The sequence below is a fragment of the Cohnella nanjingensis genome (assembly GCF_014212125.1).
Taxonomy (GTDB): domain Bacteria; phylum Bacillota; class Bacilli; order Paenibacillales; family Paenibacillaceae; genus Cohnella; species Cohnella nanjingensis.
The window spans coordinates 62,057-85,436 of record NZ_JACJVP010000039.1 but is presented as its reverse complement, the minus strand read 5'-3'; the positions used below and the strand labels follow the sequence as shown (position 1 = coordinate 85,436).

At 55.4% G+C, this 23,380-nt stretch carries 20 protein-coding genes; 6 read left to right on the top strand and 14 right to left on the bottom strand.

The window, feature by feature from the left end; genetic code table 11:
- Positions 1-81 precede the first annotated feature (81 nt).
- A complete protein-coding gene (locus tag H7C19_RS22630) occupies positions 82-1,311 on the top strand; it encodes a serpin family protein (protein WP_185671339.1) in 1,230 nt (409 codons plus the stop codon).
- A 360-nt stretch (positions 1,312-1,671) separates the two neighbouring features.
- Positions 1,672-3,168, top strand: a complete 1,497-nt coding sequence (locus tag H7C19_RS22625) for a putative glycoside hydrolase (RefSeq protein ID WP_185671338.1) — start codon at positions 1,672-1,674, stop codon at positions 3,166-3,168.
- A gap of 369 nt (positions 3,169-3,537) precedes the next feature.
- On the opposite strand, the gene H7C19_RS22620 is transcribed toward H7C19_RS22625, so the two are convergent.
- Positions 3,538-4,299 carry a hypothetical protein gene (locus H7C19_RS22620; RefSeq protein WP_185671337.1) on the bottom strand — a complete coding sequence of 254 codons (762 nt, stop codon included), beginning with the start codon at positions 4,297-4,299 and terminating at the stop codon, positions 3,538-3,540.
- A 398-nt stretch (positions 4,300-4,697) separates the two neighbouring features.
- Here H7C19_RS22620 and H7C19_RS22615 point away from each other — a divergent pair, with 398 nt between their 5' ends.
- The 3 genes from H7C19_RS22615 (at position 4,698) to H7C19_RS22605 (ending at position 7,384) form a co-directional block, all read left to right on the top strand.
- Positions 4,698-4,880 (top strand): hypothetical protein, encoded by a 183-nt coding sequence (locus H7C19_RS22615; protein ID WP_185671336.1) that lies wholly within the window; start codon positions 4,698-4,700, stop codon positions 4,878-4,880.
- A 39-nt stretch (positions 4,881-4,919) separates the two neighbouring features.
- Complete coding sequence (locus tag H7C19_RS22610; protein ID WP_185671335.1) at positions 4,920-5,783, top strand: AraC family transcriptional regulator; 864 nt, start codon at positions 4,920-4,922, stop codon at positions 5,781-5,783.
- Positions 5,784-6,001: 218 nt separating this feature from the next.
- A complete protein-coding gene (locus tag H7C19_RS22605; protein ID WP_185671334.1) occupies positions 6,002-7,384 on the top strand; it encodes an ADP-ribosylglycohydrolase family protein in 1,383 nt (460 codons plus the stop codon).
- A 169-nt stretch (positions 7,385-7,553) separates the two neighbouring features.
- Here the strand turns inward: H7C19_RS22605 and H7C19_RS22600 are convergent, their stop codons facing one another.
- Together H7C19_RS22600 and H7C19_RS34935 are read right to left on the bottom strand one after the other, a co-directional pair.
- A complete protein-coding gene (locus tag H7C19_RS22600) occupies positions 7,554-8,507 on the bottom strand; it encodes an aldo/keto reductase (protein ID WP_313731943.1) in 954 nt (317 codons plus the stop codon).
- 10 nt (positions 8,508-8,517) lie between these two features.
- The gene (locus H7C19_RS34935) at positions 8,518-8,859 is read right to left on the bottom strand and encodes a hypothetical protein (protein ID WP_246469680.1); all 342 of its coding nucleotides are present in this window, start codon (positions 8,857-8,859) and stop codon (positions 8,518-8,520) included.
- Between H7C19_RS34935 and H7C19_RS22595 the strand changes: the two genes are divergently transcribed.
- Positions 8,836-10,038: an ABC transporter substrate-binding protein gene (locus tag H7C19_RS22595; protein WP_246469679.1), complete on the top strand. Its 1,203-nt coding sequence runs from the start codon at positions 8,836-8,838 to the stop codon at positions 10,036-10,038. The genes H7C19_RS34935 and H7C19_RS22595 overlap by 24 nt on opposite strands.
- A gap of 84 nt (positions 10,039-10,122) precedes the next feature.
- Here H7C19_RS22595 and H7C19_RS22590 read toward each other — a convergent pair whose 3' ends face one another.
- The 11 genes from H7C19_RS22590 to H7C19_RS22540 form a co-directional block, all read right to left on the bottom strand.
- Positions 10,123-10,815: an ABC transporter ATP-binding protein gene (locus H7C19_RS22590; protein WP_185671331.1), complete on the bottom strand. Its 693-nt coding sequence runs from the start codon at positions 10,813-10,815 to the stop codon at positions 10,123-10,125.
- The gene (locus H7C19_RS22585) at positions 10,812-11,918 is read right to left on the bottom strand and encodes an ABC transporter permease (RefSeq protein WP_221469410.1); all 1,107 of its coding nucleotides are present in this window, start codon (positions 11,916-11,918) and stop codon (positions 10,812-10,814) included. The genes H7C19_RS22590 and H7C19_RS22585 overlap by 4 nt, the downstream gene beginning before the upstream one ends.
- 139 nt (positions 11,919-12,057) lie before the next feature.
- Positions 12,058-14,181 carry a glycoside hydrolase family 3 N-terminal domain-containing protein gene (locus tag H7C19_RS22580; RefSeq protein WP_185671329.1) on the bottom strand — a complete coding sequence of 708 codons (2,124 nt, stop codon included), beginning with the start codon at positions 14,179-14,181 and terminating at the stop codon, positions 12,058-12,060.
- A gap of 20 nt (positions 14,182-14,201) precedes the next feature.
- Positions 14,202-15,587, bottom strand: coding sequence for a family 4 glycosyl hydrolase (locus H7C19_RS22575; RefSeq protein WP_185671328.1), 1,386 nt, complete (start codon positions 15,585-15,587; stop codon positions 14,202-14,204).
- Between the two features lie 22 nt (positions 15,588-15,609).
- Positions 15,610-16,443 carry a carbohydrate ABC transporter permease gene (locus H7C19_RS22570; protein WP_221469409.1) on the bottom strand — a complete coding sequence of 278 codons (834 nt, stop codon included), beginning with the start codon at positions 16,441-16,443 and terminating at the stop codon, positions 15,610-15,612.
- Positions 16,444-16,452: 9 nt separating this feature from the next.
- Positions 16,453-17,373, bottom strand: a complete 921-nt coding sequence (locus tag H7C19_RS22565; protein WP_185671326.1) for a carbohydrate ABC transporter permease — start codon at positions 17,371-17,373, stop codon at positions 16,453-16,455.
- A gap of 82 nt (positions 17,374-17,455) precedes the next feature.
- Positions 17,456-18,787 (bottom strand): ABC transporter substrate-binding protein, encoded by a 1,332-nt coding sequence (locus H7C19_RS22560; RefSeq protein ID WP_185671325.1) that lies wholly within the window; start codon positions 18,785-18,787, stop codon positions 17,456-17,458.
- A 76-nt stretch (positions 18,788-18,863) separates the two neighbouring features.
- Entirely contained in the window at positions 18,864-19,589 is a 726-nt protein-coding gene (locus H7C19_RS22555; protein ID WP_185671324.1) for a glucosamine-6-phosphate deaminase, read from the bottom strand.
- A 16-nt stretch (positions 19,590-19,605) separates the two neighbouring features.
- The gene (locus H7C19_RS22550) at positions 19,606-20,481 is read right to left on the bottom strand and encodes an ROK family protein (protein ID WP_221469408.1); all 876 of its coding nucleotides are present in this window, start codon (positions 20,479-20,481) and stop codon (positions 19,606-19,608) included.
- 221 nt (positions 20,482-20,702) lie between these two features.
- Positions 20,703-21,830, bottom strand: a complete 1,128-nt coding sequence (locus H7C19_RS22545) for an ROK family transcriptional regulator (protein ID WP_185671322.1) — start codon at positions 21,828-21,830, stop codon at positions 20,703-20,705.
- Positions 21,831-21,943: 113 nt separating this feature from the next.
- Complete coding sequence (locus H7C19_RS22540; RefSeq protein WP_185671321.1) at positions 21,944-23,302, bottom strand: FAD-dependent oxidoreductase; 1,359 nt, start codon at positions 23,300-23,302, stop codon at positions 21,944-21,946.
- Positions 23,303-23,380 lie beyond the last annotated feature (78 nt).

The window sequence follows — 23,380 nt, the reverse complement described above, 5'->3', positions numbered from 1 at the left end:
GGATTTTGTGGCAACATTACCGGGCACATCTCCGTCCATAAATGTAAATGAAAGCAGATCAAACATAAGGGGATGAACGGGATGCGGGCAAAACAGGTGCTAATCGGTCTGTTCCTCTCGTCGCTTCTAGCGTCATGCGGAAAACCGTCCTTAATCTCGTATGAAAAACGAGCCGAGGCCGCATCGCATTTGGATCCGAAAATCGTAAAGGCGCAAAATGCTTTTGGTCTGACGCTCCATCGGCATCTGGTGCAGGAGGGGAACGATACCAATGTGTTTCTTTCCCCAACCAGCCTATCGACGGCGCTCGCCATGACGTACAACGGAAGCGCCGGAAACACGCGGCAAGCCATGGCCATTACGCTAGGCTGGGAGGAAATGCCGCTAGAGGAGCTCAACAAAGGGTACAAAACGATGAATCATTTGCTTAAACAAACCGGCCGAGGCGTGGAATTGAATACGGCCAATTCGCTTTGGAGCAGAAAAGGAATCCGTCTTGCAAACCCATTTGCGCAAACTGCCCGCAACGACTATGAAGCCGGCGTGGAGGAGTTGGACTTCAGCAGCAAGACGGCGCATGAAACCGTAAACAAATGGGTTAAAAAGCAAACAAAGGGCAAAATTCCCGCTATTCTAAACAAACCATTGGAGCCTAGCGATAGCCTGGTGTTGGTTAACGCCATTTATTTTAACGGGAGCTGGGAAGATGAATTTTCGCCTTCCTCTACTAAAGTAGAAGCTTTTAGGCTTTCCGACGGTTCTACCAAAAAAGTTTCCATGATGTCCAGGACAGGCACGTACGAGTACGCGGAGGAGGACGGTTATCAGGCGATCCGGCTTCCTTACGGCGAGGGCCAAATGGATATGCTCGTCATCTTGCCGGATGAGAATTCCTCTCTGCCCGCTCTGCACGAACGCTTGTGGTCCGATGCGTCCCGGTGGCAGAAGCCTTTCAAGGAAAGAAACGGAGAAATCCAACTACCAAGCTTTAAGCTGGAATACGAAAAATCGATGGATAAGGCGCTGCAATCGATGGGAATGGCGGTTGCCTACGATCCCGCTCGCGCGGATTTTCCCCTCATCGCTCCCGGCTTCAACCATGTGATCAGCCACGTCATGCACAAAACATATCTTGAAGTCAACGAGAAAGGTACGGAGGCTGCTGCGGTTACCTCAGTAACCGTGAAAGCCACCTCGGCGGAAATACCTTTGGACCCGTTCAGCATGAACGTAGACCGCCCTTTCTTTATCGCGATTGAAGACAGGCAGACCGGAGCGTGGCTATTTATCGGATCCATTTACTCTCCGTAACCGAACACGACTTGGAAGGATGTGCCATCCTTCATCATTGGCTTGGCCGACCGGAATCTCCGGTCGGCCTCTGTTTTTTTGCGCAAATATTTGCGCAAAAATGGATGTGACATGATTATAAATTTCCATGTTATTTCCACAAATCAACAATTTGCGGCAAATTCATACGATTAACCCCCATTGTGAATGCCGATTCTTTAAGATATAATCTCTCCGTCGGCGCATCCCCCTTTCGTCATTATCAATTTTATTTGCATTGTTTGCGCCAAAAATACTTCGCTGCGAATCGATTCCCGGCTAGCGACGGAGCCCCGTTCAGTCACACGTTGCAATCCATCCATTCGAAGGAGCTGATCACGAATGAAAACGAAATGGTTCAGATCCAGTTTGGCAGGCGCATTTCTGTTGTCGATTCTGTTCGGAGGCGAGTCCCCCAAGGCGTCGGCCGCCGACCCCATCTCCCCCTTGCCGCACTTGGCCATTTATTATGGCTGGCCGTCCCTGGTGAACGGAGCCGCAGGCAATCTGACGACCGCGACAAACACGTTCAACCAATTCGACCTGATCGTGTTCGGAGACGGCATCGAGCATCCGTCACATGGAGACAACGCCAACACCAAGACGATCATGACCTCCCTCAAAGCCAACGGAAAAAAAGTGTTCGGTTACGTGGACTTGGGCGTCAGCACGCAAAACCTAAGCATCGAGACCATGAAGTCCTATGTCGATGAATGGAAAAGCATGGGCGCTTACGGGATCTTTCTGGACGATTACGGCTTCGACTACGGCGTAACGCGCGACAGGCAGAATACGATGCTGAGCTACATTCACAGCGTCGGCTTAAAAGCGTTTATGAACGCCTGGAACATCGACGATGCCCTGGGCAACTTGAGCGAGACCGGCGCGAACAATCCGCCGAATACGGTGTCGGGAGATTATTATTTGGCCGAAAGCTGGCTCGTCTCCGGCAATGCCTATCAATCCGTTTCCGCCTGGTCCGCCAAAGCGGACAAAGCCCTGAATTATTACCGCACGAAAGGCGTGATCACGGCCGCCTTGGCGACCAACGCCGCGGGCGGCGCTTCCTCTGCCGACAATACGACGGATAAGTATAAAATGGCCTGGTGGGCGGCCGCCATGTACGGTTTCCCGTTCCAGTGGACGGATCTCTGGTATTCCGCGAGCAACAACACCCTCTATTACTACAATAATCTTAGCACCGGCTATGGCACTTCCTTCACGGGAGATCCCGTCCATCAGAACAATTCGAACGTAAACACCCGTACCTCCAACACCGGTACCATCCAAGTGAACGGCAACGGATCGTCCACGGGCACCGGTTCTTTCTCGGCCGGCGGAGGCGGAAACACCTATCCTTCCATTACCATTGACGGCAGCGCTTCGGATTGGACCGGCGTAAGCACGCTGGCATCCGGCGGCACCACCGTCCAAATTTTAAAAGCGACCAACGATGCCACCGATTTGAAGCTCCTCGTCCAAGGGAGCAGCCTTAACGTCAAAGGACAATTTTTCATAGACGCCGACAATAATGCGGGAACCGGTTATAGCGCTAGCGGCTGGGCAGCCAATGGCGCCGATTTCTTAATCGAGAACAACGTCGTATATCACAACGCGGGTGCGGGTTGGAGCTGGACAGCCTTAAGAACGCTGACCGACTCCGGGACGAATTTGGAATTCAGCAAGAATGCGTCCGTCGTGGAGCTCAAGGTGCCGCTATCGACGCTGGGCATCTCCCCGGGCGCCACGATACGGATCGGCTACATCAAGAACGATTCCGCGACGGATCGGCTGCCTGCCGCAAACGGGTCTTTGCCTTCGATCACGTTGCTTCCTTAATGCTTGAGGACAATAGGAGCATCGGAAATAACGAAATCAAGCCCTTCAGGGATCTGAAGGGCTTGATTTGATACGAGACGTATGTCCTTGTACTTTGAAGGTCGCCTTCGCAAACAAAAGATGATGGAAAAGTGTTGCCTCGATATAAACAGCAGTCTTCTGTCCTATATCGGCAATCGGTATACATTGTTGACACTGACTTTGACAAAAATGAGTTCTGATAAAATGAAAAAAACCGAATACGCGGATCTATAACGCTATATGTTCTTGTCCTCCGACAAACTCACTTTGAATAACTGACTTGTTTCTTCTCTTAAATACTCGTATTCGGCCGCCGTTAGCTCGTCGAAGGGATGAAACCATCCTTCCTCATCCGGTTATCTCCCACTTGATTGTCAACGCTCCCTGTGTCCGATCGCCGGTGACGACGATTCTTACTGTGGACGGTTTCTTCACCCGATATGCGACCCACGCTTCGCCACCCCGCATAACGTTCGTGTACGTTCCGCCCTCCGCATCCAAGTACGTGCCATATCCGCCGCTGGTGATCTGCCAGTCGATGTGATAAGACAACGTTTGATCCATTCCTAGATCAACAGAAATCTCTTTCTTCCCGTTAAAATAAGTAAATTCTGCGCGATAGCCATCGGCAGTGCGTGTCCCCATCCAATGTTTAGTCACTGTGAAATCAGCCGTAGAAATGTAGACGGCCCCGGCAAGCAGCAGTATCGCTGCTGCTGTGCTGTAGGGCCACCACCTTCGAAACAGATGGGCCGCAGCAAGAAACGCAAGTGCGCAGGCTACTCCGTAGGCACCGGCAAACAGACTAAAGATCCATTGGCCTGAAGACCAGACCAGAAAAGGGACATACCCTCCTACCACATAAAGCAGGAAGGTAAGCGTCGTTTTGGAGAAGTTTATTTTGCACCTGTAGAGCACCGCGTCCACCAAGACAGAGAACAGTACGGCATAACCATAAATATAGCCCCACAGCGGGAGTTGCCGGGTTAGCTCGGACATCTGATAAAGTTCAAATCCCCCCGCTACAACCAGGAAACCCCAAAAAACAAGCCCTGCAGCCGCTACTTTTGAAGCCGAATAGGCAGCAACCTGACACCATCTTGTCATCAATGATGTCTCCTCCTTAATTCCTTCTTATCTTCAAAGGTAACAGCAAATTCATCTGCAGAGCAGTTCTAATTTTTGTAGAACCTGCGTTTGCAAAGACTGACGCCAGTCTTGACGGCAGCGCTTCGGACTGGACCGGGATCCCTGCGCGCATCCGGCGACACCACCGTCCAGATCTTAAAAGCGACCAACGATGCCGTCGATTTGAAGCTCCTCGTCCAAGGAAGCAGTCTCAATGTCAAAGGACAATTTTCATCGACGCCGACAACAATACGGGTACCGGCTATAGCGCTAGCGGCTGGGCAGCCAACGGCGCCGATTTCTTAATCGAAAACAACGTCGTTTATCGCAACACGGGAGCGGGTTGGAGCTGGACAGCCTTAAGAACGCTGACCGACTCCGTGACGAATTTGGAATTCAGCAAGAATGCGTCCGTCGTGGAGCTCAAGGTGCCGCTATCGACGCTGGGCATCTCCCCGGGCGCCACGATACGGATCGGCTATATCAAGAACGATTTCGCGACGGACCGGCTGTTAACCCGCCATCCCCCCTCCCTTCCCTACCTTTCGGAACAGGGGGTATAATGGAAGGAACATCCGCGCAAGCGGAAAGGAGGTGCGGCCATGAGAGCGTGGAACGCCATCGACCAAGAGGCGGGACTATCCGTGGACGAATGGACGCCTCTGCCCTACCCCGAGCCTTTCCATTGGCATACGGAGCTGGAGATCGGCTGCTGTCTGTCGGGAAAGGGGCTGTTTCATTTCGGGGACAAAACCTATGAGGCCCGGCCGGGGGACGTGTTCGTCGTCAACAATCTCGAGCGGCATATCGCGCAGTCGGACGAGCATGACCCCAGCCGATATGCTTTCGTATTCTTCGACCCGGCCGTGCTGTTGAAGGAAAACCGGGAGTTGCTGCTTCCGTTTCTGTATCATCCACCGAGATTTACGAACCGGATTCCGGCTTCGGACGCGACGTCGGCCCGGATAGGACGTCTCGTCGCCGCGCTGCTCGAAGAGCAGCGCGAGCGGAGCCCGGGCTACCAGACCATGATGCGCAGTCTCCTGCTGGAGATTTGCGTGCTGCTCTTCCGGCACTACGGAGACGGCTTGCCGACGGCCGATCTGACGGGGGCTTACGCACGCTACGAGCGGATTCAGCCCGCGCTTGCCTATATGAAGCGGCACTTTCGAGAAGATCTGCAGGTTGCGAACATCGCCTCGATCATGCGGCTTAGCCATTCCCGAGCGGCGCACGTTTTTGCGGAAACCGTGGGAGAAGGCTTCAAGGAGCATCTGCTGCACCTGAGAATCAATGAAGCCAAACGGTTACTGGTTCAGACGCGGCTCTCCGTCATCGAGGTGTGCCTGCAGAGCGGTTTTCAGAGCGTCACGCCGTTCTACCGAGCCTTTCGCCGGATCGTCGGTCTCGCGCCTCAGGCTTACAGGGAGATGGCCGGCGTCCTCGGGATCGCCCATCCGCAATAGAGCAAGACGGAGGCTCCGCCCGCGATTTCACCGGGTCGGAGTTTTTTTCTTCGCCTGAGGCTGCATGCTTAGGGATACCGGGTCAGCCGATTTTGGCAAACGGGGAGCGGATTATGGCAAGACGGGCCGCTGGCGTCCGGCTATGATGTGGAGGCGGTCCTTCGCGAGACGGAACGAAGGAACGACTCCAATCGAAGAAAAGGAGTGGCCAGGCCAGCATGAAAATCGGAAACCATGCATGGTTTCGGTATGCGCCGGACCTGCACATTGAGCTTCGGCAAGCCGAGGACGAAGGGAAAAACGTGGAGGGGCTGGAGCGGCGGATAGCCAGCATCGTCGCTCTAGGCGAGCGGGACCCCGAACGCGAACGGATGGCGACTGAACTGCTGGACGATACGGAACGTCTGCCGGTGCGGGACGGCTATGCCTACGACGAACCGTCCGATCTGGACGGCATCCGGCGGTCGCGGCCGGCCGCAAGGAACGCGCCTCGGCCTTATGCTTCCGATAAGGCGACCGTCTACGACAAAGTGTACGGGGCTTGGCTTGGCCGCTGCGCGGGCTGCCTGCTCGGACAGCCCGTCGAAGGTTGGAAGCGGGAACGTCTGACCGGCTTGCTGCGGGATACGGACAATTACCCGATCTCGTACTATCTTTCGTCCGAACAGCCGCAATCGATCATCGACCGCTACGGGCTGACGAACGAGGGTCAAGTTTACGGCAGCTCGCATATCAACTGGATCAACAATGTCCGGCATATGGTCGAGGACGACGACACGAACTATACGATCGTCGGGCTTGCTGTGCTCGAGCGGTACGGCTATGACTTCACGCCGGACGACGTCGCGGAATCGTGGCTGATGAATTTGCCGATTCTGCATGTCTGTACCGCGGAGCGGGTCGCTTACCGGAATCTCGTCAATCTCGTCGAGCCACCTCGCTCCGCTTCGTTCCGGAATGTTTACCGGGAATGGATCGGGGCGCAGATCCGCGCGGATATGTTCGGCTACGCGAATCCCGGCCATCCGGAGAAAGCCGCCGAGATGGCCTGGCGCGACGCCGCGATATCTCACGTGAAGAACGGCATATTCGGCGAGATGTGGGTAGCGGCCATGCTGGCCTCCGCTGCCGTCCAAACGGACATCGAGCAGATCGTCCTGGACGGGCTGAACGAAATCCCGGAGCGTAGCCGGCTGGCGGAGGCGGTCAAGCTTGTCATCGGCTGGCGGCGCGAAGGCATCTCCTGGGAGGAAGGCATCGTCCGCATTCACGGGCGGTACGACGAATCGAGTTCGCATCATTGGTGCCATGCGATTTCGAACGCGATGATCGTGGCGCTGGCGCTGTTGTTCGGCGAAGGCGACCTCGAACGCACGATCGGCATCGCCGTGGCCGCGGCGTTCGATACGGACTGCAACGGCGCGACGGCCGGCTCGATCGTCGGCATGCTGAGGGGCGCGGCGGCGCTGCCCGAGAAGTGGACCGCTCCGCTGAACGACCTCATCAAGTCCGGCGTGGACGGCTTCGGACTCGTGCGGATTTCCGAGCTCGCCGAACGGACGGCTGCGGTCATCGAACACAATCCGTACCTGCGTCGCTGATGGGTTAAAAAAAAGCAGCCTAGTCCGGTCGAAAACCGAACTAAGGCTGCTTTGTCATTGAATATTGAGCCCTGTAAACGACGCCGTATCTGCTGCTACAGTCCAGACTCAAGAATCATCGTCCGTCTGCCGCTCTCAAATTCAGGCAGTGCCCCGCCTCCTCTTCTGCTTACGAAAGAGGGCGTTTGAATCTCTCTTGCATGCGGGCCGGATATTCGCTGGGCAGACAGCTGACCCTGTCCAAACGCTCCCATTGCTCCGGCGACAGCGACCAACCGACCGCCCCCATATTTTGTTCCAATTGGGATAGGGAAGTGGCGCCGATAATCGGGGAAGTGATCCCTTCTTTCTCCAGCAGCCAATTCAAAGCCACTTGGGAAGGCGTTTTTTCCGTTTCGCGGGAAATCTCGTTAACCGCCTCAATAATTTCAAAATTTTTCGGCGTAAATTTGGCGTTCACGTCGAATTCTCCTGTCAAACCCCAAGAGAATCGGCCGGCTTCCGGCTTTTCTTGGGTCTTGTATTTCCCGGTCAACAAGCCGCCTCCAAGAGGCCCCCAGGGGAGAATGCCCACCTTCTCTTCCAAGCACAACGATAGATGCTCGCGATCCATTTCCCGGCTCACCAGGCTGTACTGCTGTTGGATGGAGACAAAGCGGACATAGCTTTTCGCGTCGCTAAAGGCCAGCGATTTCATCAATTGCCAAGCCAGATCATTGCTGCAGCCTACATATCTGACTTTGCCGGACGCGACCAGATCGTCAAGCGTCCGGAGCGTTTCTTCGATCGGCGTCACCTGGTCCCACGAATGCAGCTGATACAAATCGATGTAATCGGTATTCAACCGGCGAAGGCTGGCCTCGATGCCGTCCATCATATGCTTCCTGGAGCTGCCTCTGTCATTCGGATGCGAACCAATCGCCAGTCCCACTTTCGTCGCCAGGACGACCTCCGATCTGCGCCCTTGAATCGCCTTTCCGACAATCTGCTCGGATTCGCCGTAGTAGTCGGCCGTATCGACGAAGTTTCCGCCTGCATCCAGAAAATGATACACCATTCGAATCGATTCCTCTTCGCTCGTCGGATCTCCGAACATCATCGTGCCCAAAGCTAATTCGGACACGACCAACAAGTTAAATGAAGCCATGGATCTTTTCTATCATCCCAATCTGCCCCTGCCTCAACGCAACAAGCTTCGCCAACTGCTCGAGGATCGGTTCGGTTTTCAACGGGAACGGTCGGACGCCGCCACGGCGGACATCCTCCGGGTTACGATGGGCTGCGCGTCCGCTTGCCTCGATCCCGCTTTCGTATCCACCTCGACGGAAGCCTTTCTTCTTCAGCGCATTTGCGATACGTTGACGGTTTTCGACCCTCGGAAGAAGACGCACCTTCCGTCGCTTGCCCAAGCTTGGGAAAACAACGAGGACGGCAGCAATTGGACCTTTTATTTGAGAAAAGGGGTGCGCTTTCATCACGGTCGAACGCTGACCACTAAGGACGTCCTGTATACGGTGCAGCGGCTGAGAGACGTGAACTCTCCGTCGCGTTGGCAATATGAAGAGATTGAACGTGTCGAGATCGTTTCCGATTTTGCGATCTCCTTTTATTTGCTGCAGCCCAATCGATTGTTTCTTCATTTTTTCAGCTCGTTCTATATGTCTATCCTCCCCCATGACGTGGCCTTTTCGGAAAGAAATTTAATTGGCACGGGACCGTTTCGCATGGCCGAATTCACGGATCGGGTTCTGGTTCTCGAAGCATATGATGATTACTTCCGGGAGAGACCCTTTCTGGATCGGGTCGAATTTTGGTTCATGCCGGTACACATGGAAAAGGATCTGTATCAGCTTCCCGATGCGAACCCCGCCAAGCTGGACGGTCACGGCGACAACGGCGAAATCGAATCTGTCATGGACGGCTGCCAGTTTATCGTTTTCAACTTTCGAAAAGAGGGCGTTCAACGCCATCGTTCGTTCCGCAAAGCGATGAGGCTTGTTTTCGACCGCGCCGCGATCATCGAAGAATTGAAAGGCAATCGCATTTCTCCTGCCGACAGCTTTTTTCCCGAGAACAGTAAGCAAACGGATGTGGAGAAAGCAACGCTACAAGAGGCAAAGGCGCTGCTGCGAGAAAGCGGATATGCCGCGGAAGAGCTAAAGCTCTATTATTGGAACAAAAAAGAATTTCATGACGATGCCCGGTGGATACGGAATCGCGGCGAAGCCGTTGGGCTGCGCCTGTCCCTCCATCCCGTCCACCTGACCGACTACTATACGACCGATGCGGATCAAGAGGCCGACATGCTGGTCATCTGCGAATCGTTGGAAGAGGATACGGAGTGGGGATATCTTCGCTTGTTTCAGGACGAAGCGTGCTTTATCCGCCGCTTGTTGGATCGCGAACAGCATGCATGGCTGGACAGGTCCATTCGCAGCCTCGCCATGTTGATCTCGCCGGAGCAACGGGCCCGGATCCTGGACCAAATCGAACGGAGAATGCGGGACGAGGACTGGGTCTTGTTCGGCTACCATATGAACAAGATCACGCAGTATCATCCGGCGCTGCATGGAGTAACGCTTGATTCATTCGGCTGGATCGACTTCTCGAAATTATGGATCAAGAAAGAGATGCTTGCGCAAACCGGATCGTGAAAGGAATGGACCCAACGCAAAAGCCGACGCCCGGAAAACGGCCGTCGGCTTTTTGGGATCGGAAGATGGAATCTGTTGTTGACGTTAGCGCAACACCATTTGTTTTTCGACCAACCGTCCGTCTTCCAAATAGAGTACGCGGTCGCACAGCGACAGAATGCGTTCGTCGTGCGTGACCATTACAGCGCTCTTGCCCCTCTCTTTCGCTTCGCCGGCAAGCAAACGCACGACGTCCATTCCCCGCGAGGCATCCAGGCTCGCCGTCGGTTCGTCTGCCAGCAGCACCGCCGGATCGTTCATGAGCGCTCTGGCGATGGCGACGCGCTGGCGTTCGCCCCCTGATAGTTTCTCCGGATAAGCATGGAGGCGATGGGTCAAGCCCAGCTTATTCAGAAGCTCCCTCGCACGTCTGACCGCCGTCGATTTGTTCATCCCGCCCATCTTGGCGACAAGCACAAGCTGCTCTTCCACCTTCAAGTAAGGGATCAGATTCGCGCTCTGGAATATAAATCCCAGTCGACGCAGCCGTATGTCCGTCAGTTCTTTCTTGTTTTTGCCGGTTATCGATTCCCCATCGAGCAGCACATCCCCGCTCGTTGGTTCAAGGAGAGCGCCCGCGATCGATAGGAACGTGCTCTTCCCTGAACCGGATGGCCCCATAACGGCAACCAGCTCGCCTTCCGCTACCTGTAGGTTTAGATTGTCCAGAATCGTCCGCTGCATGCCGCCGTCCTCGAAGGTGCGCTTAATATGGTCCAATAGGAGTCTATGTCTCATGCCGCCGTCCTCCCGATCGCATCCAACGCGTCTATTCTGGTCACTTGCCAAACCGAAAACAACGATCCAACGAGCGACATCGCGATAAAAGCTCCGCATGTACTCGCCAGCGTAGTAACGTCTAGCTGAAAGGGCATCCCGCTTGGCAAGACCGCCTTCATCCCTTGGACGAGAAGCACGCTGACAACGAGACTGCCTGACGACAAAAGCAGCACTTGCAGGGCAACACTTCGTACGAGATAGGCCGTACGCGTGCCGATGGCCTTCAAAATACCGAACTGACTGCTTTTCTGGATCGTGATGACGTAGAAGAACACGGCCAAGACAAACGCGGAAATGACAAATAAAAAGACGATCATCATGAGAAGCGAGCCCTGCTCTTCCTTGTAGCCCGGTATGGCCGAGACGGCCTCCGATTTCGTAACGACTTCGGTATCCGGCAGTGCTGCGGCCAATTGCTTGGCCTGGTCCTTATTCGCCTTTACGGCGATCGCACTGTAGGAGATGCCGGATGCTGTTCCACTGGCTCCCTTCCACGCCGACGACTTGGACTGAAGCTGCTGCCAATCCCGCTCGTTTAGAAACACGGCTGGAGAGTGACTGAACGATTCATGGCTCACGAACCCGCTGACGATCCACTTCATCCCCGAAGCTTGATCGAAGATCTCGGTACCGATACCGATTCCGGAATCCTTCAATTGGTCGTCGACGAGCACTTTTCCTTCCGTCTGAGAGGTAATTGCCGTTCCTTCGGTGACGGAAGGCATCAGCCAGCCCTCCGGTCTAACGGCGAGCAACGTCACATCTAGCTTGTGGGCGGCCCCTCCGGTCGTCACCGTTGTCATTTTGACGCCAACCGGCTGCGCATTCTTTTCCCCTACTATGGAACCGGCCTGCGCCAGATCACCTTCGCCGAGTTGAGACCGGGTGAAGCGATGATTCGATCCCTTCTCCATCATGAAGTGCGTAGCGTTCATGTTCTGAATCGAGGCCGCATTGTCATATGCGAGTCCCTTCGCCAATCCCGTGACAAACAGGACCAAAAAGGCAACAAGCAGCATAATGATGGCGATCAGCGAATAACGGGCCTTGGCGAATTTCATTTCTCGTATGGCTAAATACACGGTGCTTCCCTCCCTCTTGATAATTTGAGTTTAGGAAGCGAATATGAACGGCGCGTGAATAGCCCATTACAAAAATAAAAGCGCCAAAGACAGAAATCCGTCTCCGACGCTTCATGGCTCAATATTCGATCGTAAACACCGGACGTTCGAGATCGTTCACGTAGATCCGGAATTCTCCCGGTTCGACCGTCCGCCGCAAATCGGCATCCAAATATTCCAAATCTTCCAAGGAGATGGACAGCTCGACGTTCACGGAACCATAGGCCGAAACCGGAACGACCCGGTAAGCTTTCATCTCCCGTACCGGACGAACTGCCTTGGATACCGCATCTTCGATATAAAGGATGACGATCTCCGAGTAGTCGTACCGGCTCGGATTATGAATCCGGAAGGTCACCTTCAAATCCTCGGTCTCCGTGATGCGGCGTCCCGATATATCGAAGTCCGAGTAGGTCGCTCCGGCGTAGGTTAGCCCATGACCGAACGGGTACAGCGGGCCGATGTCGCAATCCTGATACCGGCTGCTGTAGCTGGACGCGTTGGCCGGCCGGCCCGTGCTGTACTCGTTGTAATAGATCGGCGTCTGCGCCGAATCGCGCGGGAACGACATCGTCAGCTTCCCGGACGGCGTCGCTTGGCCGGTAAGCAGCTTCGCGACGGCCGCCCCCGCCCTCGTCCCCGGGTACCAGCACCACAGCAACGCCGGCATGTCGTCGACGATATCCTGCAGCGCCAGCGGTCGGCCGGAGAAGCAGACGCACGCATACGGCCGGCCGGTATCCTTCACGGCCCGGATCAGCCGCTTCTGCTCTTCATCCAGTTCGAGCTTGACGCTGCTGTGTCCCTCTCCGCTTTGTTCCCAATACTCGCCGACGGCGACGACAATGTAATCGCACCGGGCCAGCACGTCCTCCGGGCAATCCTCCAGCTTGCCAAAGGCGGCGACCGATAGCGAGCCGTCGGCCTGCTTCAAGCCCTCCTCCAGCATTACGACATCTCCGAAGCGTCCTTTGCAGGCCCAGTTACCGAGCAGCTCGCGCGTGCGGGCGAACGGCCCGACGAGAACGACGTTCCGATGCTCCGGGCGAAGCGGCAGCGTCTCGTTCTCGTTCTTTAGCAAGACGCAGCTTCGGATGCCCGCCTCTTCGGCAAGCGCCAGGGATGCGGAATTCATTAGAACCGCATCTTCCGCGGCTTCGTCCGCGTACGGATTTTCGAACAGGCCCAATTCGGTTTTGAGCCGCAGCACTTTCAGAACGGCCGCGTCCACGTCCTCCAGCAATTCCGGCCTCTTATCCATGATTGCCTCGAAATGCTCGAGGTAATGGGTCGAGACCATCTCGATGTCGACGCCCGCGCCCAGCGCCAATTCGGCCGCTTCCCGGCCGTCCCGGGCCACGCGGTGCCTCTGCAGCTCCGTCACCGCGCCCCAATCGGAGATAACCAGATCTTCGAAACCGTAACGGTCTCGCAAAATCTCCTTGAGCATCCACGGACTGGCCGTTACCGGAACCCCGTTGAACGCGTTGAACGAGCTCATGACGAATTTCGGCCGTTCCTGCAGCGCGATCTCGTAAGGCTTGCCGTAGTATTCGAAGAACTCCCGCATCGACATGTCGACGGTGTTGTAATCTTTCCCGCCGATTCCCGCTCCGTAAGCGGCGAAGTGCTTCAGGCATGCCGCCACGCCGTCCGTCGGGATTTGCCCCTCGCGGATTTTCTGATAGCCCCGGATCATGGCCCTGCCCAGATCGCCGGACAGCAGATGATCCTCGCCGAACGATTCCATCACGCGGCCCCATCGGGCGTCCCGCGCCAGATCCGTCATAGGCGAGAAATTGACGTGGATGCCGGCCGCCCGCAGCTCGGACGCCGTCTCCTCCGCCACCCGCTGCACGAGCCGGTCGTCCCAGCTGCAGGACAGTCCCAATGGAATCGGGAAAATCGTCCTGTAGCCGTGAATCGCGTCGTGCATGAAGAGCAAAGGAATCTTCAACCGGGACCTCTTCAAATACTCCGCTTGAATCCGGTTGGTCATCTTCGCGCTGGACGCGCCAATGACGCTGCCGATCGCATAGAGCGTCTCCTCTTCCAGAATATGCCCCGGGTACGAAGGGCCGGTCTCGACCATTTCGTCATCGACCTTGCCGACGTAGAGCTCTCCCGTAATTTGCGTCAGCTGTCCGAACTTCTCCTTCAGCGTCATCGACGCCAGCAACGCTTGCAATCGATCGTTATCCATCGTCAGGCCTCTCTTCCGGATTACACCCATTCGAGGGCGGGCAAAATATCCTTCTGCAGCTCGCACATCTCGTCGATCATCGCGCAAGCCTGATAGTAAGTCGGTGCCTGAGGGTCGAGCAAGATCGCTTGCAGCAGCTTCGTCTTCGACTTCTCGACGAAGGCTTCGATCAATAGCTTGTGAATCGTCCCCTGAATATGGATCGTGCCGATCACGGCCGTCGGCAAATCGACGGTCATGGGCTTCAAGGCGATCCCCCGGCCATTCACGATTGCTTGCGTCTCCACCACCATATCGTCGGGCAGCCCCCGGATAGCGCCTTTGTTCGGCAAGTTGACGGCGTTGAGCTGCACCTCGTCGTCGAAGAAGATCGCTTCGATGATCGGAATGGCGTATTCCTGGCTGGGGCAAACCTTCGCTTTATCGAATGCATAGGCCTGCTCGACCCAGCTCTCTTGCGTCTGCACGCTGTCGAACAGCCCTTTGTCCAAGCTGTTGCCGCTCGCGCTATAGACGAACTCCGGCGTTCTCGCGCCTTTCTTCCACAGCTGCTCCCGGATCGGATCATAGCGGTATTGCAGCGACAGCCCCGCGTAAAAATCGTCCGCATACGAGACGTATTCGCCGCAATGGTTCGTCCCCGGGTACGGATAATAGCCGTAGATCTGATACATCGTTCTGGACAGCCCGATATGGTCGAATTGCGCCAGCCGATTGGCCTTCCGCTCCTTCTCGCGGAACAGCGGGTACAGGTCCTCGCCAGTCTCTTTGTCCCATACTTTCGTGAAGAAGCCGAAATGGTTCAAACCGCCGCCTTCGATGCCGATCTCTTCCGGCTTCCGCTCCAGAAACTCGCCCAGCTGATGGATGCCCATATCCAAGCCGTGACAGAGGCCCACGATCTTGATCGAAGTCAGCTTGGACACGGCCTCGACCAGCTTCGCTTCGGGATTCGTGTAGTTGATGAACCAAGCGTCCGGGCACACCTTCTCCATCGTCCGGGCAATCTCGAGCATCGGGCCCAGGTTGCGGAGCGTATGGAACATCGATCCCGGCCCGCCGTTCTCCCCGTAGATTTGTTTGCTGCCGTAACGGCGCGGAATGTGAAAATCCTGGGACCAGTAGAAGTACCGGTCGACCTCGATTGCGACGATGGCGAAATCGGCGCCCCGCAGCGATTGCTCCAGGTCCGTCGACTGCCAGATGGCGGCCGGATGGGAGAACGAATCGAACATTTCCTTCGCATACCGATAAGTCCGGTTGACGTTGTCTTCGCTGATATCCATGAGCGCGATTTCGAGCTCCGCTTCGTTTCGGAGCCGCGGGGATAGCACGAGATCCTGCAAGGCTCCCAGCGCGAACGACACGCTTCCCGCTCCGATTAACGCAATCTTCATCTTTTTCATCGTTAACGAACTCCTTTGTGATTTATTCCTTCAATGCCCCTACCATGACGCCCGAGAGGATGTTCCGCTGGAAGACGATATACGCGAGGGCGGCCGGGAATGCCGAGACGACGGCCGCCGTGGCGATCATAGGATAATCCATCGTGAACTTGGTTTGGAAATAGTTCAGGCCGACCGGCAGCGTCCTCAATTGGTCGTTCTGAATCAGGATCGTCGGCAGCATAAAGTTGTTCCAGGTGCCGATCGCCGTAAAGACGATGAGGGACACCATGGGCGCATACAACATCGGCATGATGATATAATACAAATTTTTCGCTTCGGTCGAGCCGTCGATCCGAGCCGATTCCAGCAGGGCGTAAGGGATATCCTTCATGAACCCTCTCAGCAGGAAAATCGAGAACGGGATGTTCAGCGCGATTTGCGGCAGGATGAGCGACCAGATCGTATTTAGCAAACCCATCGACTTCAAGTTGTTGAAAAGCGGAATGATGATCAAATCCAACGGAACCGTAAGTCCCCAGAGCACGATCAGGAAAAAAATCCCTCTGCCCTTGAACTTCATATATGCGAATGGGTAAGCGCCGAGCAGGGATAGCAGGACGACGAACGCGACGACGACAACGGTCACGATCACGCTATTCTTATAGTAGGTCACAAAATTGCCGACGTCCCAAATGCGCGAATAATTATCCCAGTGGAAAATATGCGGCAGAGCCAAGGGACCTTCGATGTTGATTTCGCTCATCGTTTTCAGGGACGTGTTGATGACGAGCAGGAACGGGAAAATCGTCAGCAAAACCGTACAGATCATGATGACATAAACGAGCGTGCGTCGCATGAGCAAAGATCGGGTCATGGTCATAAGCTATTGATCCCTTTCTCTGATCCATATGATGGTTCTCGAAACGAGAAGAACGAACAACGTCAGCACGATGGAAGCCGCCGCAGCGAAGCCCAGCCGGTTGACGATAAAGCCTTGCGTGTAGACATAATACGAGATGACGTACGAGCTGTATCCCGGACCGCCCTTGGTTGTAGCCATGACGATATCGAATACGCTGAAGGAACCGATCGTCATCAGGATGACGACCGTCGTGATCGTTTGCCTGAGGCCGGGGATCGAGACGTGCCGGAATTGGCCCCATGCGCCGCAGCCGTCGATGTTGGCGGCGTCGTACAGCTGCGTATCCACGCCCTGCAGCGCCGCGGTGAAGAGCATCGTCGTATAGCCGAAGCTGCCCCACACGAAAATCACGAACAGCGCGTACATGACAAGATCGGGATTGCCGAGCCAGCCTGCGACGGGCCGGCCGATGCCCAGCTGATCCAGAATCGCGGACAGCGGACCGAAGCTCGGGTCGTATATCCACTTCCAGATGACGGCAGCGATGACGGAAGAGATAATTTGCGGGAAGAAAAAACCCATCTGAAACCACTTGGTGAATCGAATATTGCCGCGAACGAGAAAATTGGCAAAAACCAGGCCCAGACCTACGGGGATCGTCGCGCCGCCGACGACCCATAGCAGCGTATTCTTGATCGCCTGCAAGAACATCGGCTCGTCGGTAAACAGATGGATATAGTTTTGCAATCCGACGAACTTCTTCGGACTGATCCCGTCCCAGTTCGTCATGCTGATATAGAACGTTTGCAGGGCCGGCCATATCATGAAGAAGGCCAACATCGCAAACGCCGGAAGAAGGAACAAGTACGCGAGCGGATTGGTCTTCTCCGCGCTCCTTCGTTTGAACGTGCGCTTCTGCCGAGGTATGGCTGCTTGTCTCACAAGAATCGCCTCATTATACAGGATGGATGTCCTTTAACCCATAGAGGGTTAAAGGACATCGGTCATACCTTGGATTCGATGCCTACTGTCCCTGGGCGGCCGCGGACAGCTTGTCGTATTCTTTCTTGATCTCTTCCCAAGCCTGTTCAGGCGTGTTTTTCTGGAAGAACATCATTTGCAGCTGCTTGTTTATAATATCAAACAGTCCCGGAACGGCATTGTCGAGGAAGAAGCCCATCTGAGTGCCTTGAATCGCTTGGTCGACTTCTTTCTTCAAGTCTGAAGCTTGGGCCCCCGACATGTCCGCTTTGATCGTTGGCGTAGAACCGCCTTCATACCAGAGCTTGACGACATCCGGGTTCATGAACGTGTCGATGAAGTCCAGCGCCGCTTGCTTCTTCTCGTCGCTCAGCTTCGCGTTCAGCGCCCAGCCGCCGTCCGTCGCGTTGACGATCGGGTGCGTCTGGCTGTTCGCATCCTGTTGCGGGAACGCGAACGCGCCGGTCGGCACGTTCGTGCCCTCGTAAGTCGGGATGTCCCAGTTGCCGCCCAGAACCATCGCGGACTGACCCTTCGCATAATAGGTCGGCACCGCGGCGCCGTCGATCGAAGCATCTTCCTTCCGGTAATACCCGCTTTTCTGCCAATCGTTGACCTGGTTGAGAGCCGCTACGAACGCTTTTTCGAATTCGGGCGTAATCCCTTGCTGGAAGTAAAACTTTTTGATGTCGTCCATCGGCGCTTGATTGTACAGCATGTGGAACACCGACCACATCTTCGAATTATTGGACATGCCGCCGTTCTCCATCGGCACGTAGCCGGCTTCCTTAACCTTGGCCAGAATGGCGTTAAACTCGTCCATCGTCTTCGGCGCCGTCAGATTCAGCTTGGAGAAGATGTCCTTGTTGTAGTAGACGACGACGGGAGCCGTCGCATATGGAACGCTGTAGTACTTGCCGGGCGTTCTGGCGTTCTGGAAGTCGATCGCTCCGTCCACTTCCTTGTCGATCCAGCCCCGGCTCTTCACGTCTTCGGTAATATCCATCAGGTAGTTGTTCTTTTGCAGCATCTGCTGCATCGTGTCGTCCACGTAGACGATATCTTGTCCCGACCCGGAATTGAACGCCAGCTTCAGGCTTTGGGCGTATTCGGACCACGGGTTCGGGCTGTATTGAATGGTGACATTGGGATGCGTTTGGTTGAAGATCTTGATCGTTTCGTTCATGATGTTGACGCGGGCTTCGTCGGTCATGGAGGAAGTGACGGTCAGCGTGATTTTGCCGGAACCGGACGAAGCGCCGGAAGAAGCTCCGGCCGAATCGCCCGCGTTACTCGCATTGGAACCGCAACCAACAACACTGACAAGCATGACGGACAAACTGCCGAACAACAGAGCTGCTTTCGCTTTGGACATGGGAGTATCCCCTTCTCATCTCGAATTTAGGTATTCTCGGATTCGTTGCATTCGATGTATGATCGCAGCAAACGCTTTAGCGAACGAGCGCCGCCGCCGCTTCGTCCATGCAGACATGGACGTTCGGGTGGCGTTGCAGGACCGTGACCGGTACTTCGTTCGTAACCTCGTGTTGCAGCGCTAGTCTCATGATGTCCGCTTTCTTTTCTCCGTCCGCGATCAGAATCGCCATATTCGCCTGTATCAAGTGTTTGATCCCGAGGGTAATGCCCTTCTGCACGTTCTTCTGTTCCGGAAAGTACTTCACGGAAACCTGCTTCGTGACGGAGTCGAGCTCCGTAACGTGCGAATACCGTTCAAAGTCGGCATGGGGTTCGTTAAAGCCCAAGTGGCCGTTCATGCCGACGCCGAGCAGCAGCAGATCGATCGTCCCGTGAGCCCCGATAAAGTCATCCATCGCCTTGCATTCCGCTTCCAGATCGTCGCTGGTTCCGTTGAAGAAGTGGATATTCTGCTCCTGAATTCCGCACGGTTCGAAGAAATGGCGGTCGAGCGTCTGCCGACAGCTGCCTTCATCCGAAGCGCCGAGGCCGACCCATTCGTCCAGACTGATGAAGCGGCACTGATCGAAGCTTATCCTTCCGGCGTGAACCGCTTCCACCAAGCAGGAGAACGTGCCGAGCGGCGTATTTCCCGCTGCGAAGCACACCAGCGAGTCGGGCTTTTGCCTGACTTGACGAATGATCAATTCGGCGGCTTGCAACGACATTTCATAGTAATTGCTTGCGATGTGAGTGTTCATGTCAACCCCCTCTTTTTTAGATCACGCCAACCTTTTCGAACGCGAGAGCGACTGCTCCGATCGCCCCTGCTTCCTCCCCGATGGAAGTCAATTCGATCGTCGTGGGAATCGGCGTCAAGCTTGCCACCGTCGAGCGAATGAGTTCGAGCACCGCCGACAACGATTGAGAGACGCCTCCGCAGAGGATCACCTTCTGGGGATTCAGCATACTCACCATATTGGCAATGCCGATCGACAAATCCGTTACGAATTGATGAATGATCGGGATCGACTTCTCGTCCCCGCGAGCGTACTGCTCGAACAATTCGTGAGCCAGCGTGCCGTGCTGCGACAAGGCCACTCCCGAGATTTTTTTCTCGAACAACCCAAAGTCGCCGAAAGCGTTGGCGCGGTTGTCAAGAACGTCCTGCTCCACGACCATATAAGCGACTTCCCCGGCCATGTAATCGTTGCCTTTCACCAGCGAACCGTTCGCCATGATCGCGCTTCCCACGCCCGTTCCGATCGCCACGACGACGAAGTCGTTCGAGTTCCGAGCGGAACCGATCCATCTCTCGCCCAGGGCCGCGCAATTGACATCGTTGTCCACGAAGATCGGCTTGTCGAAGTACCGTTGCATTCGTTCCCGAAACGGAACGTGATTCCACTGAAGCGCAGGCGCTTCTATAACGGTGCCTTCCTCGCTGTTGGCGATGCCCGGAACGCCGAAGCCCATGGCAGCCACTTGATCCAGCGAAATGGCCGCGGCACGCAGACATTCCGTAATGTGCCCGGAGATGACGTCGAATTCGCCGGAGGTGTTCACTTTCTTCCTGAAGATGATTTCGCCGGCTTGATCGGCGATCAGAATCATGATCTTCGTTCCGCCGATATCGACTCCGACACCGTACAACTGTTCAGCTGGAAGCGGCTGTGCATCGTTCCTTTTCACCGTATAATCACTCCGTCGGCACCCCAATTTCAGCTTTTTGAAGTTAGTTTGTACGTGGTACGTACTAACTAAATCGAATAATAAACCGATTTCATAGCGATGTCAATATAAAAACGCGATCGGTTCGTATTGGAAATACGAACCGATCGCGCTATGAATCAATCGAATGAGCGAGCCGTACCCTAAATGACGTTCTGTTCCTGATCGAAGGCGTAAGCGATCACCCCGAGGACACCCGCTTCCGCCCCCATTCGCGAAATCTCCACCGTCGTTTGAATCGGGGTCATCCGGCCAACGTTGGATCGGATTTCTTCTAACACGGGATTCAGATATTCGGCCACTTCGCCGCCGAGAATCACCTTCTCGGGATTTAGCAGGCTGACCATGTTGGCGATCCCGATGGACAGGTGGGTGACGAAGCGGTTCACCTTTTGAACGGAACGGGGCTCCTCTTGCGCATATCCCTGAAAAAGAACTTGCACCGAGCTATCGTTCTCGGCGAGCGATTTGCCCGAAATCTTTTTCTCGAAGACCCCGAATTGTCCGGCCACGTTCACTTGATTGCGGGACACGTCTTCCTCTTGGATCAGATAGGCGATTTCTCCGGCCATGAAATCTTTGCCGTGCACCAAGTTCCCGTTCGCGACGATCGCGCTCCCGACGCCGGAGCCCAGTCCGATATAGATGTAGATGAAGTCCTCCAGGTCCTTGGCCCCGCCGATCCAACGTTCGCCGAGAGCCGCGCAGTTCACGTCGTTGTTCGCGTAGATGGGCTTGGCCAGATACTTCTTCATCTCATCGACGAAAGGAAGGTCCTTCCAGCCGAACTCCGGCGCATCCACGACGATTCCTTTCTTGCTGTCTGTGAGTCCGGGAATGCAGAACCCGATCGCGATCACGGCATCCATCGATATCGACGCTTTATCCAAGCTCGCAAGGATGCACTCGTAGATCGTCTTGAAGTCGTTGCCGGCGTCCGAGCGTTCCTTCCACACGACGTTCCCGTCCAAATCCGTGATGCAGATGAGCAGCCCGTTCGCCATCAGCTCGACGCCGACGCCGAAGCCGGACCTCGGATTGAACCCGAGCTCGATCGCCCTTCTCCCGCCTTCCTTGGTCGAAGACCCGAGCCCGGTCTCCTCGACGAACTTCTTGGCGATCAATTCGTCGACGATGGACGAGACGGTCGAACGGCTGAAGTTCAAGCGCTGCGCGACTTTAGCGCGGCTGATCGGCTGCTGGGAGCGTATCGTTTCCAGTACGAGATCCCGGTTTATTTTTTTCAGAAGCTCCAAGTTTCCTTTTCTCACAATCCCAATCTCCCTGCGTCTCGTTTAAACTAAATTTAATCGAAGGGATTAAACTCGTCAAATGGGCAGGTGCGTTACCAGCGTTATCCCCGGACGCGTTTGCATTCGAGTCGCTATAAATCCCGATACCCCTCATTAATCGCATCTCCTAACCAGGCCCCCTGACGGACAAGCCTGCGCTGCAAGGCCGCGACATCGATGCTGCGCGTTTCGCGCGAGCTTCGCTCGGCCAGGATCGCCGCAGCCGTGCCGGCGGCTTCGCCCATCGCGAAGCAATTCGGCATCACCCGAGTGGAGCCTTGGGTCGCTCTGTCGGTCGATATCGCTCTCCCGGCCACGATCACGTTTTTGATTCCGACCGGAAGCAGCGCGCGATAAGGGATGCCGTGCGACTCTCCGGGCGGCAGATGAACCATCGTCATGCCGCTAGTAGGCTTAGCCATATGAATATCGATGAAATAGGCATTGCGTGCGATGTCGTCCGGGAACGAACGGCACTTCAGGAAATCGTCCGCGGTGATGATATAATCGCCGACGATTCGGCGGGTTTCGCGTATGCCGATCTGTTCTCCCGTCAACGTGAGGAATGCATTCTCGAAGCCGGGGATCGTTTCCCGCAGCCAGCCTGTAATGTGCTCGACAAGCGCTCGGCCTTCGATCGCTCCGCGGGTTAGATCGTCCGCATTCGAGCCATCGATCCCGAAGATGTGCCCGAAGTTGAAGCCCGCCGTATGGTCGTTGAGCCAAGAGATGCCCGCCCAATCTCTTGCCACGCGCAATCGCCCTTCGCTCTTCGCCTTGTTGATCGCATGTTTTAGATCGCGGCCGTGAATCTCGGAGCTGGAGAGAAATTTGTTCCGGTCTAGATTGTTCAGCACAAAGCACATCGTACCCGGTTGGAGCTCGCCTTCATCTCCGCCGATGGCGAACCGCCCCCCCGCAAGATACGTCAAATCCGCATCGCTCGTAGCGTCGATATAAATATTTGCCTTCACCGCCTGCGTTCCGGTCTTGTTGTGAATGACCGCCGCTTCGATGGCGCCGTCCTGCTGAAGCACGTGTCCAACGAACGTATGATAAAGCACTTTAACGCCGGCGTCCGCCATTTTCTCGTCCAGCAAGCGCTTTAAAATTTCCGCATCGATCGGCACCCAATCGAGCCGCTCCCGCCATTCGTCCTGGAACGCGTTCTCCATTCTGCTCTTCATATCGTTCAGAATCTCCAGCCCGATGCCGCGGATCACCGGCTTGATATGATCGGTATAAGGACAAAATGCGGGAACCTGCGAGACCGTCGCCATGCCTCCTAAATACCCTCTTTGCTCAATCAGCAATACGGATGCCCCGTTTCTTGCGGCAGCGAGCGCAGCCCCGACTCCTGCCGGTCCTCCTCCCGCGACCACGACGTCCGCTTCCGCGTAGACAGGAATATCGCGCTCCGGTATTCGGATCGTTGGTACCGTATCGGCCATTCTGACCACCTCCAATGGATTTGCTTCCCTATCATCGGCATCCGGTTTTCCTTTTCAACATCGGCTCCCCGGGCGGGC